At 34.4% G+C, this 15763-nt stretch carries 20 protein-coding genes; 18 read left to right on the forward strand and 2 right to left on the reverse strand.

Annotated features, from left to right (window positions below; genetic code table 11):
* Positions 1 to 2 precede the first annotated feature (2 nt).
* Complete coding sequence (locus tag AC22L0_RS04620) at positions 3 to 719, forward strand: hypothetical protein (protein WP_000403962.1); 717 nt, start codon at positions 3 to 5, stop codon at positions 717 to 719.
* A gap of 31 nt (positions 720 to 750) precedes the next feature.
* Here the strand turns inward: AC22L0_RS04620 and AC22L0_RS04625 are convergent, their stop codons facing one another.
* Both AC22L0_RS04625 and AC22L0_RS04630 read right to left on the reverse strand, forming a co-directional pair.
* A complete protein-coding gene (locus tag AC22L0_RS04625) occupies positions 751 to 1533 on the reverse strand; it encodes a CheR family methyltransferase (RefSeq protein WP_000582874.1) in 783 nt (260 codons plus the stop codon).
* A 39-nt stretch (positions 1534 to 1572) separates the two neighbouring features.
* Positions 1573 to 2070 (reverse strand): hypothetical protein, encoded by a 498-nt coding sequence (locus tag AC22L0_RS04630; protein WP_001020105.1) that lies wholly within the window; start codon positions 2068 to 2070, stop codon positions 1573 to 1575.
* Positions 2071 to 2213: 143 nt separating this feature from the next.
* Between AC22L0_RS04630 and AC22L0_RS04635 the strand changes: the two genes are divergently transcribed.
* From AC22L0_RS04635 to AC22L0_RS04715, 17 genes are all read left to right on the forward strand, one after another.
* Positions 2214 to 2678, forward strand: coding sequence for a YaaR family protein (locus AC22L0_RS04635; protein WP_000946323.1), 465 nt, complete (start codon positions 2214 to 2216; stop codon positions 2676 to 2678).
* A 15-nt stretch (positions 2679 to 2693) separates the two neighbouring features.
* Positions 2694 to 3146, forward strand: a complete 453-nt coding sequence (locus AC22L0_RS04640) for a hypothetical protein (protein WP_487272154.1) — start codon at positions 2694 to 2696, stop codon at positions 3144 to 3146.
* Between the two features lie 17 nt (positions 3147 to 3163).
* Complete coding sequence (gene flgK, locus AC22L0_RS04645) at positions 3164 to 4462, forward strand: flagellar hook-associated protein FlgK (protein ID WP_001239711.1); 1299 nt, start codon at positions 3164 to 3166, stop codon at positions 4460 to 4462.
* A gap of 41 nt (positions 4463 to 4503) precedes the next feature.
* A complete protein-coding gene (locus AC22L0_RS04650; protein ID WP_001266405.1) occupies positions 4504 to 5367 on the forward strand; it encodes a flagellar hook-associated protein 3 in 864 nt (287 codons plus the stop codon).
* A 19-nt stretch (positions 5368 to 5386) separates the two neighbouring features.
* Positions 5387 to 6769 (forward strand): flagellar hook-associated protein 2, encoded by a 1383-nt coding sequence (locus AC22L0_RS04655; RefSeq protein ID WP_087966016.1) that lies wholly within the window; start codon positions 5387 to 5389, stop codon positions 6767 to 6769.
* 22 nt (positions 6770 to 6791) lie between these two features.
* A complete protein-coding gene (locus AC22L0_RS04660) occupies positions 6792 to 7160 on the forward strand; it encodes a flagellar export chaperone FliS (protein WP_001149516.1) in 369 nt (122 codons plus the stop codon).
* Entirely contained in the window at positions 7150 to 7422 is a 273-nt protein-coding gene (locus AC22L0_RS04665) for a hypothetical protein (protein WP_001058088.1), read from the forward strand. The genes AC22L0_RS04660 and AC22L0_RS04665 overlap by 11 nt, the downstream gene beginning before the upstream one ends.
* A 360-nt stretch (positions 7423 to 7782) precedes the next feature.
* Positions 7783 to 8190, forward strand: a complete 408-nt coding sequence (gene flgB, locus AC22L0_RS04670; protein WP_001113108.1) for a flagellar basal body rod protein FlgB — start codon at positions 7783 to 7785, stop codon at positions 8188 to 8190.
* A gap of 21 nt (positions 8191 to 8211) precedes the next feature.
* Positions 8212 to 8625 carry a flagellar basal body rod protein FlgC gene (flgC, locus tag AC22L0_RS04675; protein ID WP_000484680.1) on the forward strand — a complete coding sequence of 138 codons (414 nt, stop codon included), beginning with the start codon at positions 8212 to 8214 and terminating at the stop codon, positions 8623 to 8625.
* Between the two features lie 16 nt (positions 8626 to 8641).
* The gene (gene fliE, locus AC22L0_RS04680) at positions 8642 to 8941 is read left to right on the forward strand and encodes a flagellar hook-basal body complex protein FliE (RefSeq protein ID WP_000701672.1); all 300 of its coding nucleotides are present in this window, start codon (positions 8642 to 8644) and stop codon (positions 8939 to 8941) included.
* A gap of 22 nt (positions 8942 to 8963) precedes the next feature.
* Positions 8964 to 10538: a flagellar M-ring protein FliF C-terminal domain-containing protein gene (locus AC22L0_RS04685; protein WP_053514213.1), complete on the forward strand. Its 1575-nt coding sequence runs from the start codon at positions 8964 to 8966 to the stop codon at positions 10536 to 10538.
* 13 nt (positions 10539 to 10551) lie between these two features.
* Entirely contained in the window at positions 10552 to 11556 is a 1005-nt protein-coding gene (gene fliG / locus AC22L0_RS04690; RefSeq protein WP_000883364.1) for a flagellar motor switch protein FliG, read from the forward strand.
* On the forward strand, positions 11543 to 12232 hold the full coding sequence (locus AC22L0_RS04695) for a FliH/SctL family protein (RefSeq protein ID WP_000051691.1): 690 nt from the start codon (positions 11543 to 11545) through the stop codon (positions 12230 to 12232). The genes fliG and AC22L0_RS04695 overlap by 14 nt, the downstream gene beginning before the upstream one ends.
* Positions 12229 to 13533, forward strand: coding sequence for a flagellar protein export ATPase FliI (gene fliI, locus AC22L0_RS04700; RefSeq protein ID WP_044796752.1), 1305 nt, complete (start codon positions 12229 to 12231; stop codon positions 13531 to 13533). The genes AC22L0_RS04695 and fliI overlap by 4 nt, the downstream gene beginning before the upstream one ends.
* A gap of 116 nt (positions 13534 to 13649) precedes the next feature.
* Positions 13650 to 14060, forward strand: a complete 411-nt coding sequence (locus tag AC22L0_RS04705) for a cytoplasmic protein (protein WP_087966015.1) — start codon at positions 13650 to 13652, stop codon at positions 14058 to 14060.
* A 10-nt stretch (positions 14061 to 14070) separates the two neighbouring features.
* Positions 14071 to 15180 carry a flagellar hook-length control protein FliK gene (locus AC22L0_RS04710; RefSeq protein WP_140160729.1) on the forward strand — a complete coding sequence of 370 codons (1110 nt, stop codon included), beginning with the start codon at positions 14071 to 14073 and terminating at the stop codon, positions 15178 to 15180.
* Positions 15181 to 15183: 3 nt separating this feature from the next.
* Entirely contained in the window at positions 15184 to 15762 is a 579-nt protein-coding gene (locus AC22L0_RS04715) for a flagellar hook assembly protein FlgD (protein ID WP_001143460.1), read from the forward strand.
* Position 15763: the final 1 nt, after the last annotated feature.

A 15763-nucleotide genomic window follows, 5' to 3' on the forward strand; every position in this document is an offset into this window, starting at 1 on the left:
AAATGGAGATTAAACGTACGACAATTGAAGATAAGACGCTACAACCATTAAAACAGCCTGCAGCTATTTCGGAACATGAAATCCAGAAAGAACGAAAGCGTAGCAATTTAGTGTTTACTGGACAGTCTAAAATTATTTCGAAAAATAATGAAATAGGTATTTTACTTGCAAGTTTAAGTGATGGAAAGATTATGAAGGAAATGCTTTCTAAAGAGATGGATACAGTGTTACAACTTTTTAAAAAGTTACATACGTTATCTGAAGAAGGAAAGCAATCAGAAAAAGTGTTTGAACAAGTAATTAGAAGCCTGCAAGGACTTATTAAGCAGGCGCATATAAAAGAACTTCCTTTGTTAGATGGAACATATGATTTCGCTGAAGTGCAACTATCATTTGGTAGAAAAGTACATATTCCTTTACTAGATGTAAGTGCACTCATCTCTAGAGTGGAAAGTGATTCTTCAGAAGGAAATATAAATTTGATGGTAACGGTTATTACTGCTTATATAACGAAATTGTCTAACGAAACGATTTTAATTAGCGTTACAGACCGCATTGCTAAAGATCGGGATGTAAGTGTATGGAGAGCGCTTGCGGAAATGAACATGACACAATTATCACAGGCATTGAAACAAACGATGCAAGAACATAAATGGTCTATGACGTTTCTTTTTCTCTTCATATGGATTGTCGGTATTATTTTAATTCGAGTTATGTAAAAAGGTCGTCACTCCATTGTGACGACCTCTTTTATATTTTTTCGTAGAAGAATGTATCAAATCGCTGAAGATTGTAACGTTCGGGTGTTAAAATTTGTTCCGTACTACCAACAAATAGTACACCGCCTTTTCGTAAAGAACGACTAAATTTTTCGTAAAGTTTTATTCTTGCTTCTTCTGTGAAATATATCATTACATTACGACAAATAATCAAATCATAATTTGTATCGAATGACTGCATTAAAAGGTCATGTTGTTTAAACGAGACGTTTTGTTTAATGTTTTGATGCAATGAATATAGACCATTCTCTTTTGTGAAATGACGTTCTTTCAAATCAGTAGGTAATTCCTTTAACGAACGTTCCGTATATTGAGCGCGTTTTGCGGTTTCTAAAATATGAAAATCAAGATCTGTTGCTTGAATTTCAAAACGAAATGGAGCTAGATGCTTTGATAAAATTAAAGAGAGTGTATATGGTTCTTCACCAGCAGCGCAAGCGGCACTCCATACCTTTAATTTTCCGCTATTTTGTTCGAGTAATTTTGGTAGTGCTTTCGACTCTAAAGTTTGCCATCGTTCTTTATTTCTAAAAAACTCTGAAACGTTAATTGTAATATAGTCAATAAAATTTAAAAATAAATTTTGATCAGCGCGTAATTTGTTTAAAAAATTAGTGTAGTTTTCGAAGCCTTTTCTCGAAATGAAAGCATCGATTCTACGGCGCATTCTATCTTGTTTATATGAAGCGATGTCCATATTGAATTGTTGTTTAAAACTCGCGATAAAATGATCATAATCTTGTTCAATTATCATATTTACAATGGGCACAATAATGGTATTGTGCCTCCCCCTTTACATCATACGAATTTTTTGTTCAAAGCTTTTTTTCATTTGCTTTTCATGTAATCCTGGTAAATCATAAATGACAGCATCAATACCTGCTTCTTTTGCAACATCGACAGGGATGACAGATGTATGTTTGTCCCCATTATAAAAACAGAGAACTAAATCAGTGTCTTCAATAATTTGTTTAACAAAAAACATATAATCTGATCGGTAAATGGAGTCGGAAGGATGATCAAAAGCAACATATTCGGCTCCGTGTTTTTTTAAGTAATCAACGACTTCTTGAAATTCATCTGTTATTGCTGGCAATGGTTGCAGCGTGTAAAGGCATAAATTTTGAGCGAGTCTTTCATTCTCAACGAAAAAACGAAGAACCTCATTTTCAATAGATTTATAACATAATATGTAAATTTTATGTTTGTGAGCATAGTCAGTTAAAAATTTTTTAATTTCTTCTTGATCTAATGCTGTTAATTGATTTGAACCACAAAGGAAAATATTCATAGAATTGTGCCACCTCATGCTAAATTGTAACATATCTTTTATAAAAAATAACTGCAAAATATTACTGTTCAGAGTATAATTATAAATAACTGGATTTTACGATTAAGTTTAGGAAGAAATAAAAAAATAAATAGGTGATATATATGCTACGTTCTATCTCGCATAATCCAATTTTATCGCATATACCGCCTGCTACTCAAATGCCGAAAGAAGCAAATGTCAGGACAGGACTTGCATTTTCGGATAATTTGCATGCAGATCCGAAAAAAGATAAATTGCTAGAACAAATGGAAGCGTTTGTCGATAATATTGGAGAAATTAAAGAGAAAATTGAAATGGAATTAACGCTTGATAATGTAATGGAATACAAAAATACAGTAAAATCATTTTTGAATTTTTACGTTGATAATGTATTGCAGTATAAAGATGTCATGTCTCGTCACCCGCGTTACGGATATTCACAGAAAATGACGATTGTGAAACAGGCAGAAATGGGATTGAATGAATTAGAAGATGTTATGAATTTAATTAATACGAAAACAGGACATTTAGAAATGTTAAATCAAATTGGAGAAATCCATGGTTTAATTGTGAATTTAGTCTTGTAAAAGAAAGGAAGCTATATGTACATACAATTATATGAAAAACTCGTTATTATTCAAAAAGCGTATGAAAATATTCAAGCGCTTGGAGAGCAAATATATGAGAATTTAAAAAATAAAAATGTAAATGCAGTTCAAAAGTTGCAAGTAGAGCAATTGCATTACATTGATGGTTTAAAAGGGTTATCAAGCTCATTTGAAGAAATGGTTGTTCAGTTCTGTAAAGAACAAGGGGTTGAATCGTTTCGTGTAAGTGCGTTATTTTCGTATTTTTCTCAAGAAGAAATTGAAAAAATGAAAGAATTACAAAAAAACGTAACTGAATTAGAAGAGAATGTAAAAATGATTCTTTTGAAAAATCAATATTACTTAAACGTACTATTAAAAACTACAGAAAGTATTGTGGATTCTGTTTCTGAATATAACTTAGAGCGAAACAATAATTCGCAAATCTTTATGAATGAACTATTGTAAAGGAGAAGTGAAGCTTTATGAGATTATCTGATTATAATACACCGCTATCGGGTATGTTAGCGGCTCAAATGGGGTTACAAACAACGAAACAAAACTTGTCTAACATTCATACACCGGGTTATGTTCGTCAAATGGTGAATTACGGATCTGTTGGAGCAAGCAATGGTCATACGCCAGAACAGAGAATTGGTTACGGTGTACAAACGCTAGGTGTTGACCGTATTACTGATGAGGTAAAAACGAAGCAGTTTAATGATCAATTATCTCAGCTCTCTTACTATAACTACATGAATTCGACTTTATCACGTGTAGAGTCTATGGTTGGAACGACAGGGAAGAATTCATTATCTAGTTTAATGGACGGTTTCTTTAATGCCTTTCGTGAAGTAGCAAAAAATCCAGAACAACCAAACTACTACGATACATTAATTTCTGAAACTGGGAAGTTCACTAGTCAAGTAAATCGTCTTGCGAAAAACTTAGATACAGTGGAAGCGCAGACGGCAGAAGATATTGAAGCGCATGTTAATGAATTTAATCGTCTGGCTGCTAGTTTAGCAGAAGCGAATCATAAAATTGGACAAGCGGGTACACAAGTGCCGAATCAACTTTTAGACGAACGAGATCGCATCGTTACAGAGATGTCTAAGTATGCAAACATCGAAGTATCTTATGAATCTATGAATCCTAATATCGCGAGTGTTAGAATGAATGGTATTTTAACAGTAAATGGACAAGATACATATCCACTTCAATTAAATAAAGAAAAAGACCCAATGTCAGTTGAGATTTACGGTTCAGAAATCTCTGTAACTAGCGGAGCGATAAAATCAGCGATTGATACGAAAGCGAAGATTGTTGATTATAAAAAAAATCTCGAAGACTTAATGAGTTCAATGAAAAATCAAGTGAATACAGTGATGGGAAAAGATTTCTTCGTTGGAGATTATGCGAAAGAGATGAAGTTAAATCCAGAATTCCAAAAAGATGTTTCGAAAATGAAAATGTCTGCTGAAACAGCAAATAAACTAGCAGCAGTTACAGATGACGATTATAAAGAAGGTCTTTCTTATAAACAAGCATTAGACCAATTTATAGTTCGTGTTGCATCTGATAAAAGTGCAGTAAATGGTTATCAAAAAATTCATGGCGACTTACTAGAAGGTATTCAACAAGAAAAAATGAGCGTTGAAGGTGTAAATATGGAAGAGGAAATGGTAAATTTAATGGCCTTCCAAAAATATTTCGTCGCAAACTCTAAAGCTATTACTACGATGAATGAAGTGTTTGATAGTCTATTTTCGATTATTCGATAAGTGATAATAATTGATTGGAAATATATAAGGAGGAGATAGAAATGAGAGTATCTACATTTCAAAATGCAAACTGGGCAAAGAATCAGTTAATGGATTTGAATGTGCAACAACAATACCATAGAAACCAAGTAACTTCAGGGAAGAAAAATCTTCTTATGAGTGAAGATCCACTTGCAGCGAGTAAATCATTTGCGATTCAACATTCATTGGCGAATATTGAACAAATGCAAAAAGATTTAGCTGACTCAAAAAATGTATTAACACAAACTGAAAATACTTTGCAAGGTATTTTTAAATCTTTAACGAGAGCAGATCAATTAACGGTACAGGCATTAAATGAGCCAAATGGTGAAAAAGAATTGAAAGCCATCGGTGCAGAGATTGATCAAATTTTAAAACAAGTTGTATATTTAGCGAATACGAAAGAGCAAGGTCGTTATATTTTCGGTGGTGATAGTGCAGAAAAGTCACCATTTACAGAAGATGGTACGTACCAGGGTGGACAAAATGATGTGAACTGGCAACTAAATGACGGTTATGAGTTAAAGGCATTCCGTAACGGAGAAGCATTATTATCCCCGGTTATAAAAACGTTAAAACAGATGAGCGAAGCGATGCAAAAAGGTGACCAAAAAGCGTTACAACCGTTATTAGGAGAAAATAAGAAAAACTTAGATGGCATCATTAACCGTACAACTGAAGTTGGTTCAACAATGAACACAATGGAGACGTTTAAAACAATTTTAAGTGAGCAAAATTTAGCGCTTCAAGAAAACCGTAAAGAAATTGAGGATGTTGATTTAGCGGTCGCAATTTCTGACTTGGCATATATAAATGCGACGTATGAAGCGACACTTAAAGCAGTTAGTACGATGAGTAAAACGAGTATTTTAGACTACATGTAATCTACAAGGAGTGAGAAAAATGGCAGGAACAACGATGACAGGTATTGGTGGTAGACAACAAATTTGGAACCTCGGAAATAATATGATCGATACTTCTAACCTAGTAGAATTAGAAATGCAAGCGTTAGATATGAGAAAAACACCATATACGAAAGAAAAGAACGACCTTACAAATGATAAATTATTATATACAAGTTTAAAATCAGAATTTAGTTCTTTCACACAAACGTTTAAAAACTTAGCGGCTTTTAAAGGGAATGAGAAAAAAGTAACGACAACACAAGAAGGTTATATTAATGTAAAAGCAGATGGTGGTGCGATTGCAGGAACTTTTAATATGACAATTACACAGCTCGCGCAACGTCATCAAATAGCTTCTAATGAAATTAAAGATATAAATGCGAAACTTCCTAAAGATGAAACATTAAAACTAGGTGGTAAAGAATTAAAAGTAACAACTGATATGACATATAAAGATTTAATTAATAAGATTAATGATGGAGATTATGGCGTATCAGCTTATACACTTGGAAATAAAATTTTCATGACCTCGAAAAAAGAGGGAACAGATGGACAGATTAAGTTTGAGGCGAACACATCTACACTATTTCAAGATATGGGTTTAGCTAAGGCGGATGGCACAGCGCTCAATACAATCAATGAAGCACAAAATGCTATGTATACTATTAATGGTATCAAAGGGGAAGGTTCTACTAATACAATTGAAGCTCTTCCTGGTGTGAAAATTGAGTTGTTAAAGGTAACTGAGCCGAAAGTAGAAGGAGCGCCAAATGCTGGTACAACAACAGATCCAAAAGCAAAAGGTATAGATCTAAAATTTACAGTAAATGACTCAAACGTAACAGACGCATCGAATGTTATTAAAAAAATGGTAGCTGATTATAATAAAGCTGTTTCTACAGTAGATATCTTTGCTGGAAAAGGTGGAGCTTTCCAAGGTCAAGCTATTATGCAAAGTGTACGTCAGGCAATGAACAATGTCGTAACATTTTCTCAAGATGGTAATTATTTATTCACATTTGGTATTCAATTAAAGCAAGATGGAACGATGGAAGTTAATGATGAAAAATTAACACAAGCATTAAAAGAAAAACCCGATGCAGCGAAGCAATTTTTCTTTAGTTCTAACGGTTTAGGAAAAATGATGGAAGAACCGCTTGATAAACTATTCGGTGATAAAGGTGTAGTCGGCGAGAGAGTTAAAAACATTGACTCACGTGTAAGTGATTTAGATAAAAAGATTAAAGATATTGAGACGCAAAACTTGCAAAAGCAAGATGAAATCGTGAAGAAGTATCAAAAGCTAGAGAGTACATTGGCGGCGCTTGATAGCCAACTCAAAACAATTAAAGCAATGACAAAACAAAAAAGTGATGATTAATGAAAGTTGAGGAAGTGATCGTATGCAAGCATGGCAACGTTATATGCAAAATGATATTATGACGAGTAATCCGATTAAAAATACAATTTTTATTTATGAAAGATGTATTGTAGAGTTTCGTAATTTAGAAGAACTTTTACATACTTTTAAACTACAAGAAGGGGACGCACTTCTTGAAAAATTAGAACGTATTTTTGAAGAACTAAAGCTTCAATTAAATCCTGAAATTACGAAAGATTTATATGATAGTCTCTATGGTTTATATGATTGGATTAGCATTCAAATTCAAACGATGAAAGTAACGCGTGAAGCGAAAGATATTGATGCAATTGTGAAAGTGTTACAAGATTTAATAGACGGTTACCGCGGAGCACTTGAAAATGAACAATGATATTTATCGGACGTTTGTCAGCTGTTTTAATGAAATCGGTGAATTGCAAGTGTCAGACAGAGAGTTTGCTGAGAAGAGTGAGATGTTAAATCGCTGGATGATGACATTGGATGAAGAAACGCGTGCACAAGTTGCGGCGGAGGTAAGCCCGTTCATTATTAAGGCAGCACAGCATATTCGGGATAAGCAAAAGATTTTGGAAGAAATGATTATGACAAATGATGGGCGAATGAAGGCTAATTCATTTTACGGTAAATATTAATAATAACGTCTGGAAACAGGTTCCCCTTTTAAAAGGGGGTCTATTCCTTCGTTTACATAAAGAACCCGCTGATTGAGGTTTCATTTTATGACTGTGATGAAATAATAATTGTAATCTAAATAATAGAAAAATGGACTTTAGTTTATATATTGAAATGTTCTATAGATTACCGTGTGTATACAGTTTTTTGCATTCTTTTTTATATTTTTATATTTTTCTAAAGACAACAATGAAAAAATGGAATAAAATATGTAAGGGTACATAATAGTAAATATTTTAATAAATGCATATAAGAAAATAAATAATGAAGTGAAACTTCTATCAGTGGATCATTAAGTTAGAAAAGGAAGGGTGTGGAATATGCCAGATTTAGTGAGTGATGTAAGCCATTATATGAATTATTTAGTGACGAAACGAAATACGGTTTCTAGTAATATTGCAAATGCGAATACACCTGGCTATAAAGCACAAGATGTAACATTTGCTGAGCAGATGAATAAAAGTAGTGCATTATATAAAAACAATGCGGCAGATTTAAAGAGCAATCCAGATTTATATCAAACGAATGAAATGCACTTGCCGACAGTAAATACGAAAAATACATATGCAAAGATTCAAACAAAATCAATGCAAACGAATAAAGACGGAAATAGTGTGGATGTAACGACAGAAATGCTAGATTTAATGAAAGCGAATCAGTTATACGGTATTTCAATTAACGCAATTAATACACAATATGCAATTAACCAAGCGGCACGCGGACGTTAAAAGTAGAAGGAGAGACAACGGATGTTTCAGGCAATTAATGCAAGTGGCTCAGGGCTAACAACAGCGAGAAAGTGGATGGAAGTTACTTCTAACAATATTGTAAATGCAAATACGACGGCGGCTCCGGGGGCAGATTTATATGAGCGTCGTAGTGTGGTGCTAGAATCAAACAATAGTTTTGCAAGTATGTTAGATGGGGCTCCTACTAACGGAGTAAAAATAAAAAGTATTGAAGCAGACAAAACGGAAAATTTAGTGTATGATCCGACGCATCCGCACGCAAATGAAGAAGGATATGTACGTTATCCCAATATTGATGTAACTGCTGAAATGACGAATGTAATGGTTGCTCAAAAAATGTATGAAGCGAATACGAGTGTATTAAATGCGAATAAAAAAATGCTTGATAAAGATTTAGAAATCGGCCGAGGATAAGGGGGAAGATAGTAATATGAAAATTCAACCAATGTTACATACACAACCATTTGGAGCAATTCAGTCAATTGGTGCACCGAAAACTTCTCAAACATCTGTAGTTGAGGGGAAAAAGTTTATTGATTTATTGGAAGATATGAATCAAACGCAAAACAATGCGCAAACAGCAGTATATGATTTACTAACTAAAGGGGTAGGAGAAACACATGACGTTTTAATTCAGCAAAAGAAAGCTGAGTCTCAAATGAAAACAGCTGCTCTCGTACGTGATAATCTTATTGAAAATTATAAGTCACTAATTAATATGCAAATTTAGGAAAGTGGACGGGTGTGTTTAAATGGAAAAGATGAAAAATGTTATCCAATCGTTAAAAACGTGGCATAAGTTAGTAATCGGTGCTGCGCTTTTAGCGATTGTAACAGGAGCACTTTTATACTTCACCTTGCCAGATAAATATGTTGTTGTATATCAAAATTTAAATGATGCAGATAAACAAGAGATTACAGCAGAATTATCGAAGTTAGGTGTCGATTACCAATTAGCGGCCGATGGTTCAATTCGTGTGCAAAAGAATGATGCTCCATGGGTTCGAAAAGAAATGAATGGGATGGGCTTACCGTTTAATTCGAAAAGCGGTGAAGAAATTTTATTAGAAAGCTCTCTCGGTTCAAGTGAACAAGATAAAAAAATGAAGCAAATTGTCGGTACGAAGAAGCAATTGGAGCAAGATATTGTAAGAAACTTTGCGACAGTTGAAACGGCAAATGTTCAAATTACATTGCCTGAAAAAGAGACAATTTTTGATGAAGAAAAAGCAAAAGGAACAGCGGCGATTACGGTTGGAGTGAAACGTGGCCAATTGTTAACAGCTGATCAAGTTGCAGGTATACAGCAAATGATTAGTGCAGCAGTTCCTGGTGTGAAGGCAGAAGAAGTAAGTGTTATTGATAGTAAAAAAGGTGTTATCTCAAAAGGAGCAGATGAAGCACATTCTAGTAGTTCCTCTTCTTACGAGAAAGAAGTAGAGATGCAGCACCAACTTGAAGGTAAATTAAAGCAAGATATTGATGCAACGTTAATGACGATGTTTAAACCGAATGAATATAAAGTGAATACGAAAGTATCTGTAAACTACGATGAAGTTACACGTCAGTCAGAAAAGTATGGTGATAAAGGTGTACTTCGTAGTAAACAAGAGCAAGAGGAAAGCTCTACTGCGCAAGAAGGGGCAGATACGAAGCAAGGTGCTGGTATTACAGCGAACGGTGAAGTGCCAAACTACGGTACGAACAATAATCAAAATGGTAAAGTTGTCTATGATAATAAAAATGGTAACAAAATCGAAAACTATGAAATAGATAAAACAGTTGAAACAATTAAGAAACACCCAGAATTAACGAAAACAAATGTTGTTGTATGGGTAGATAATGATACGCTAGTAAAACGTAGAATTGATATGACAACTTTTAAAGAAGCAATCGGAACAGCGGCAGGACTTCAAGCTGATCCGAACGGTAACTTTATAAATGGTCAAGTTAACGTTGTAACTGTTCAGTTCGATCAGCCGAAAGCCGAAAAAGAGAAAGAGCCAGAAAAAAGTGGTATGAACTGGTGGTTATTCGGTGGAATTACAGCTGGCTTATTAGCGATTGGTGGCCTAGTATGGTTCTTATTAGCAAGACGTAAGAGAAAGAAAGAAGAAGAGGAATATGAAGAATACTTAGCAGAAGAGGAAATTGCTGCAAGTAATGAAAGTATCTTGGAAATTCCTGAAGAAAAAATAGTGCCAGAGCCAAAACCTGAACCAGAAGAACCGAAAGAACCAACGTTAGATGAACAAGTGCAGGATGCTACGAAAGAACATGTAGAAGGAACTGCAAAAGTAATTAAAAAATGGTTAAACGGACAGTAAGGGAGGAACAACGATGTTAGATGAAATCTCCTCCAAAGAAAAAGCTGCCATCCTTATTCGTACATTAGAAGAAGGGGTGGCAGCAAAAGTCATTGAATATATGACAGCTGAGGAAAAAGAAGTATTACTTCGTGAAATCGCAAAGTTTCGTGTATACAAACCAGAAACGTTAGAAAATGTACTAGGAGAGTTCTTATATGAACTAAATGTAAAAGAATTGAACTTAGTCACTCCAGATAAAGAATACATTCGTCGCATATTTAAAAACATGCCAGAAGACGAACTGGAAAAATTATTGGAAGATCTTTGGTATAACAAAGATAATCCGTTTGAGTTCTTAAATTCACTTACAGATTTAGAGCCACTTCTTACAGTGCTTAATGATGAGTCACCACAAACAATTGCAATTATCGCTTCTTATATTAAACCGCAACTTGCGTCTCAATTAATTGAGAGATTGCCAGATCATAAGCGCGTTGAAACGGTAATGGGTATAGCGAAACTAGAACAAGTTGATGGTGAGTTAATTAATCAAATTGGTGAGTTGTTAAAATCGAAATTAAATAATATGGCATTTAGTGCAATTAATAAAACTGATGGCTTGAAAACAATCGTAAATATTTTAAATAATGTTTCACGAGGTGTTGAAAAAACAGTCTTTCAAAAGCTGGATGAAGTCGATTATGAGTTATCTGAGAAAATTAAAGAAAATATGTTTGTCTTTGAAGACTTACTTGGTCTTGAAGATCTTGCGCTTCGCCGTGTATTAGAAGAAATTACAGATAACGGTGTTCTTGCGAAAGCACTTAAAATTGCAAAAGAAGAAATTAAAGAGAAATTATTTACATGTATGTCTTCAAACCGTAAAGAGATGATTCTAGAAGAATTAGATGGCTTAGGACCGCTTAAGATGACGGATGCTGAAAAAGCGCAGCAAACGATCACTGGTACAGTGAAAAAGCTAGAGAAAGAAGGAAGAATTATCGTTCAAAGAGGTGAAGAGGATGTCCTTATTTAAAAACAGAATTCCGAAGAATTCTGTTTCTTTTTCTGAAGAAACGTATGAATTACAATTTCCAAAACCAGCTTCAGTTCAAATAGAAGAGGAAGAATTACAAGCTGATCATGCAGAACTTCGCGCCCAGCAAGAATCATTACATATGGAAATGAATCAGCTAAGGCAAGAGAAGCAAATGCTAGAACGAGAGCGGCAGCAGTTATTACAAGATAAAGAACAATTTCAAATGCATATTCATGAGCAAATGGAACAGATGGAAGCAGCGCGTGTGCAATTTCAAAAAGAACAACAAGAAACAGCATATGAATGGACAGAGTTATTATGGGATCAATCTTTTCATCTAGCAGAAAAAATCGTGAATCAAGCGGTAGATTCACGATTGCTTGATGTGTTACCTATTTTAACTGGCATCGTGCAAACATTGCCAACTTCGTTTGAAAAATTAATCATTACAGTACATCCAGAAACGTTTGAACGTATTCAAGAAGAGAAGGAGAATACGAAAGAATATTGGTTACTACAATTAGTAGAATGGAAATATGATTTCTCCTTGCAGTTTGGTGAATTTGTTCTGGAAGAAGAGAAAGAGTTCTTTGAATTTAAATTTGCACCTATATTTGCAAAACTTCGTCAGAAATGGGAAGAAGAGAAGTTATTTGAGGAGCAAAATGTATGAGCCGCCTGTTAATGAATGAGAACGAAAAATGGAATAAGTTTATTAAAACACCGCTGTATACGAAAGTAGGCAAAGTTCATAGTGTACAAGAACAGTTTTTCGTAGCAAAAGGGCCGAAAGCGAAGATTGGAGATGTTTGCTTCGTTGGAGAACATAACGTCTTATGTGAAGTGATTGCCATTGAAAAAGAAAATAATATGCTACTTCCATTTGAACAGACAGAAAAAGTATGTTATGGAGATTCAGTGACATTAGTTTCAGAAGATGTTGTTGTACCACGTGGTAATCACTTGCTCGGAAAAGTGTTAAGTGCAAATGGTGAAGTGTTAAATGAGGAAGCTGAAAACATTCCATTACAGAAAATAAAACTAGATGCACCACCTATACATGCATTTGAACGTGAAGAGATTACCGATGTATTTGAAACAGGAATAAAATCAATTGATTCTATGCTAACAATTGGTATCGGTCAAAAGATTGGTATTTTTGCTGGGTCAGGTGTTGGTAAATCAACTTTACTTGGAATGATAGCAAAAAATGCAAAAGCTGATATAAATGTTATTAGTTTAGTAGGGGAACGTGGCCGGGAAGTAAAAGACTTTATTCGAAAAGAGTTAGGCGAGGAAGGTATGCGAAAAAGCGTCGTTGTTGTAGCGACGTCAGATGAAAGTCATCTTATGCAACTTCGTGCAGCGAAACTCGCAACGTCTATTGCTGAATACTTCCGTGATCAAGGTAATAACGTATTACTTATGATGGACTCTGTTACTCGTTTTGCCGATGCACGAAGAAGTGTTGATATTGCTGTTAAAGAGTTACCGATTGGTGGTAAAACACTGTTAATGGAAAGTTATATGAAGAAGTTGTTAGAGCGGTCCGGAAAAACACAAAAGGGATCTATAACAGGTATTTATACGGTGCTTGTTGATGGGGATGATTTAAATGGTCCTGTACCAGATTTAGCACGTGGTATTTTAGATGGACATATCGTATTAAAGCGTGAGCTTGCAACGCTTAGTCATTATCCTGCAATTTCAGTATTAGATTCAGTAAGTAGGATTATGGAAGAAATTGTTTCGCCACATCATTGGCAACTTGCAAATGAAATGAGAAGGATTTTATCAATTTATAAAGAAAATGAATTGTATTTTAAGCTAGGAACGATTCAAGAAAATGAAGAAAATGCTTATATTTTTGAATGTAAAAATAAAGTAGAAGGCATAAATACATTTTTAAAGCAAGGTCGATCGGATAGTTTCCAATTTGATGATATCGTTGAAGCGATACAGCATATAGTATAAGGCCTCTGCCCAAGAGGTCTTATTTTTTTGTTTTTTAATATTTCACAGATTTTTTTGGAAAAAAACTATATAATAGAAAAAGAGAACGTTATAATAGAAAGGGGCTATGAAAACAGGTGGATAAACAGCAGTACGACACAATAAAATTGCAAATAAACCAAGAAAAAGAACATATTTTAAAAGAAGTGTATGAATTAACAGCTGAAAAAAGAAAAATAGAACAAAAAAAAGAATATGATTTATATGTTGTGAAATCGCGTAGTAAAGTCGTACAAACTGGGCAACGTATTATGGCTGGCATGCTTTCTTCACATACGTTTTCACCTGAAAGAATAGAAGAATGGAATCGAAAAATTAAAAAAACGGAAGGTTTTATTCAAAAAAATGAAAGCCTTTTAGAGCAAGTAAAAGAAAAAGAACGTGTCATTGATGAGATGTATCAAGAAGATTGCAAAAAGCTTGTGAAAGCACAAGAAAAGCTGGAAGAAAAAATGCTTCTGGATTTGAAAATGTGTATGAATGGATGAGGTGAATGTAGTGATACAGTCTGTATTACCGGTGCAACAAAGTTTACCTCCGCAAAAAGAAAAAGGGCTAGAAGTACAATCAAAAAATGAAGATTCTTCATTCGATCGTACGATGAGAATCGAAAATAAAAAACAGCCGCAAACGGAGAAAACGAACCGAGAAGAAGCACCAAAAGAAGAGAAAAAAGAATATAACCTTTCTAAACCATCGGTAACGAAAGAAGAACCAATTGTAAAGAAAGAAGAAAAAAAAGAGACAGAACAGTTGTTATTAGCTGTATCTGAGCAAATGGTTGCAATTGAGCAATTACATGTGCAGCCGGAATTGTTATATCAATACATACAAAAAATACAAGAGCTATATAAAGAATATGGCAATATTAAACTTAATGAATTACCTGTAGCTGAATTACAACAATTACAAGAACTTCTTTCAAATATGAATATCAAAAATGCTATATGTTTAGAAGATACAATGCAAATGGTATTAGACAAAATGAAGATGCCAGAGCAAGCGATGCAAGCATTGAAGGCTGTAGAAACAGAAACTTGTAATATTGCAAAGAAACAAGAAGAGTTTAAAGACGTAGATCTTCCGAAAGCTGAGAGCGATGATGCAAAGATAGAGTTGCCAGAAGTTGATGCATTAAACGATTCGAGCTCTGCAGGTGCAGAATTATTAAATAAAACAACGAGTACCGAACAAATAGGGAAATCAAATAGTGGTGCTGAGAAAGTTTCATTACCTGACTTAGGAAAGAAAATGGAAGCGCAAGTAGAATCGCTGCAAAAATTTGTAGTGAAACAAGAACGTGTTTTATTTCAGTTAAATCCAGAAAAACTTGGTACATTAACAGTGTTTATGAAAAAACACGGAGATCAAATTGACGTTCACGTAGAAATGGAAAAACACGATGCGAAAAAACGTGTTGAAATCATTTTTGATGAATTGAGATTAAAGTTAAAAGAAAAAGAAATCAATATTCAAATTAGCTATTCAGATAAAGATGAAAATCGTAAAGAACAGCGAGAACAAGAGCAAAGGCAAAAACAGAAATTAGCAAATACAAATCATGAAAAACAACAATCAACAGAATTTGCGGGATTATTGGAGGAATAAAGCGTGCCAACAGTTGGATTAAATACAACGAGTACAAATCATATTCCGTTACAAGCAGGAGCGCAAAAAAGTAATGTACCTGTTAATGGTGTACAATCGCCAGTGCAACAAAGTAATGGAGTTTCAGCAGGAGCGCAAAAGACTCCTGGGGTAATGGGGAAAGATGATTTCTTAAAATTGTTTTTATCAAGTTTCCAACATCAAGATCCATTTAATGCGATGGATATGAATCAAATGATGAATCAGACAGCGCAGTTATCTCTTATGGAACAAGTACAGAATATGACGAAAGCAGTAGATAAGCTGCAATCAACGATGTATTCAACAGCACTTGATGGTGGAATGAAGTTTTTAGGGAAATACGTAAGAGGTGTTGACGGTGACGGAAACAAAGTAACCGGTCAAGTAGAAACAGTTCGTCTTGCGGAAAATAACGATGTACAGCTCGTTATTAATAATAAAGTTGTCTCTCTTCGTTTCGTTGAGAGAGTGTCTGATAAACCGATTGGGGAAACGAACCCAGAAGACGCAAAGAAAGACGATCAAAAAGTAACTGAAGAAGTAAAAAATACAAATTCATAAG

The organism is Bacillus sp. LQ01, assembly GCF_057624735.1.